The 2,256-nt window shown below is 62.2% G+C and carries 3 protein-coding genes and 1 pseudogene; 2 read left to right on the top strand and 2 right to left on the bottom strand.

The features are described 5' to 3' along the window. Together FLM9_RS05645 and FLM9_RS05640 are read right to left on the bottom strand one after the other, a co-directional pair. Positions 1–191 (bottom strand): annotated as a pseudogene (locus tag FLM9_RS05645) (MFS transporter); the annotation flags it as partial. 32 nt (positions 192–223) lie between these two features. Continuing rightward, a complete protein-coding gene (locus tag FLM9_RS05640) occupies positions 224–886 on the bottom strand; it encodes an MFS transporter (RefSeq protein ID WP_074457653.1) in 663 nt (220 codons plus the stop codon). Between the two features lie 288 nt (positions 887–1,174). Here FLM9_RS05640 and FLM9_RS05635 point away from each other — a divergent pair, with 288 nt between their 5' ends. Together FLM9_RS05635 and FLM9_RS05630 are read left to right on the top strand one after the other, a co-directional pair. Further along, positions 1,175–2,005 carry a carbon-nitrogen hydrolase family protein gene (locus tag FLM9_RS05635; RefSeq protein WP_074457654.1) on the top strand — a complete coding sequence of 277 codons (831 nt, stop codon included), beginning with the start codon at positions 1,175–1,177 and terminating at the stop codon, positions 2,003–2,005. Between the two features lie 15 nt (positions 2,006–2,020). Further along, positions 2,021–2,256, top strand: a 236-nt coding sequence (locus FLM9_RS05630) for a glutamate racemase (RefSeq protein ID WP_368794374.1), incomplete at its 3' end; no start/stop codon positions are given.

Raw genomic sequence — 2,256 nt, 5'->3', positions numbered from 1 at the left:
TTCCCCTGGCTGCCGACATCCAGCCGCTGTGAGATGAGGGCCCTGAGGGAAGGCACCAGCAGGCCGATCCCCATGGCCCACATGACCACAGCGCTATCCACCAACGGCTTGGCCATGGCATCCAGGGCCGTGGCATCGGGTCGAGCCAGGCTCACCAGCAGGCACCCCAGCAGCATCAGGCCGATCCCCATGGGGACCAGACGTTCCACCCCCAACCATCTGCTCAACGGTCCCAGCAGGACACCTTGAACAGCAATGGCCACCGCCCCCAGCAGGGCGAAGGTCTGTCCCACGTCCGTATCCCACGCTCAAGCGACCCACGCGGGGGTTGCCCAAGGTTTGAATCATGTTCCAGAAGGGGTTGAAGGCGGCCAGGCTGACGGGCTGATCTGGGAAGGGTTTCAGAAAAGAACCCCAGGGTCAGCAACAGGTTCAGCAAGGCGACGGCAACGGCCAGGGCAATGGGCAGCGACAGATGCACGTCCATCAGCCAACTCCCCACCCCAGGCCCGATAATGAAGCCCAGACCAATGGCGACGCCCACCAGACCCAAAGCTTGAGTACGCTTTGCCGGTGGGGTCACGTCAACGATCACGGCCTGGGCGGTGGCGGCAGTTCCACCGGCTACCCCATGCAGGCTGCGACCAGCAAACATCAGTGCCAGACCAAGAGACGCGCCGGAACCCGCCATCAACCTGGTGCCCAATGCGGCACCAAGGCCAAACAAGCCCACGCTGAGGGCCGTGCCGATGATGCAGACCATCAGCACAGGTCCTCGCCTGAAATGATCACTCAGGGAGCCAACCACCGGCGTGGCCAGAAACTGGGATGCGGCATAGCTGCCCCCCAGGAGCCCCACCACCAGCCCCACGTGCTGGGTGTCCACAGCGGCGCCACCAGAAACGTCAACAGAGGGAAGACCATACTCTCGCCAATGCGGTCGTTGAGCAGAGTGAGAAAGGCACAAAGCAGGGCGATGAATCTCGTCCGGCTCACAATTCAGGTTGAACTATGGTGATGTCCAGCCAAAGCGTGGGGCTCTGTGTGAACCGGCGTGAAGCAACTCACGGCCACGGTCCCGGTCTCTGCAAGCAGCACGGCCATGGGGTTGCCGTTGCCAGAATGCAAGTAGCCCAGCCTGGGAGTAAGCTGGTATTGGCCGTTGACTTCAATTCTGTCCAGTTACCTCGCTGCAGCGCTCCAGCTCACCAGCACCCCTGATCCCGATGCCAATCTGCAGGCCGCAGAAGAGCAGATTGACCTGGCTGCACGCCAGGGGGCTGCCCTGGTGGGCCTGCCGGAAAACTTTGCCTTTTTAGGAGATGACCGGCAGAAGCTAGCGTTGGCGCCCATGCTGGCGGAGCGTTGCAGCCAATTCCTGGTCACCATGGCTCATCGCTATCAAGTGATCCTGTTGGGAGGTGGTTTCCCCGTGCCTGCCGGTGACGGGGCGATTTATAATCGGGCCGAGTTGGTGGGACGGGACGGGCAGTTACTGGCCCGCTACGACAAGATCCACCTCTTTGACGTGAACCTGCCCGACGGGAACACGTACCAGGAATCCGCCACCGTGCGCTCCGGTGACTCCAGCCCGCCGGTGGTCCACGTGTCCGGGCTGGGCTGTCTGGGGCTGTCCATTTGCTATGATGTGCGTTTTCCCGAGCTGTATCGCTTTCTGGCCAGTCGTGGCGCCCAGGTTTTGCTGATTCCTGCCGCCTTCACCGCCTTCACGGGGAAGGACCATTGGGAAGTGCTGCTGCGGGCCCGGGCCATTGAAAACACTGCCTACGTCTTTGCCCCTGCCCAGACCGGGGTTCACTACCACCGCCGCCAGAGTCATGGACATGCCCTGGTGATCGACCCTTGGGGAACGGTTTTAGCAGATGCGGGCACCAGTCCCGGCGTGGCCATGGCGGAGATGCGCACGGATCGTCTGGAGCAGGTGCAGCGCCAGATGCCCAGCCTGTGTCACCGCAAACCGTCCCTCTTCCCTCTCCATACGTAACCCGGATCCACGTTCATGTCCTGGATCCATCATCCGCAAGATCTGCCCATTGGCTTGTTTGACAGTGGACTGGGGGGTCTGACGGTGCTCCATCAACTGCAGCGCCTCCTCCCTGGCGAACCCCTACTCTATCTGGCGGATTCTGCCCGACTGCCCTATGGGGAACGCTCCCCAAAGGAGATTCGCGCCATCGCGGAAGAAGTAGCCCACTGGCTACGGGCCCGTCGGGTGAAGGCCATGGTCATGGCCTG

Origin of the sequence: Candidatus Synechococcus spongiarum (assembly GCF_900047545.1) — a bacterium.
Lineage (GTDB): Bacteria > Cyanobacteriota > Cyanobacteriia > PCC-6307 > Cyanobiaceae > Synechococcus_B > Synechococcus_B spongiarum_C.
Note: the sequence above shows the minus strand (reverse complement) of the source record. Positions and strands in the feature narration are given on the sequence as shown.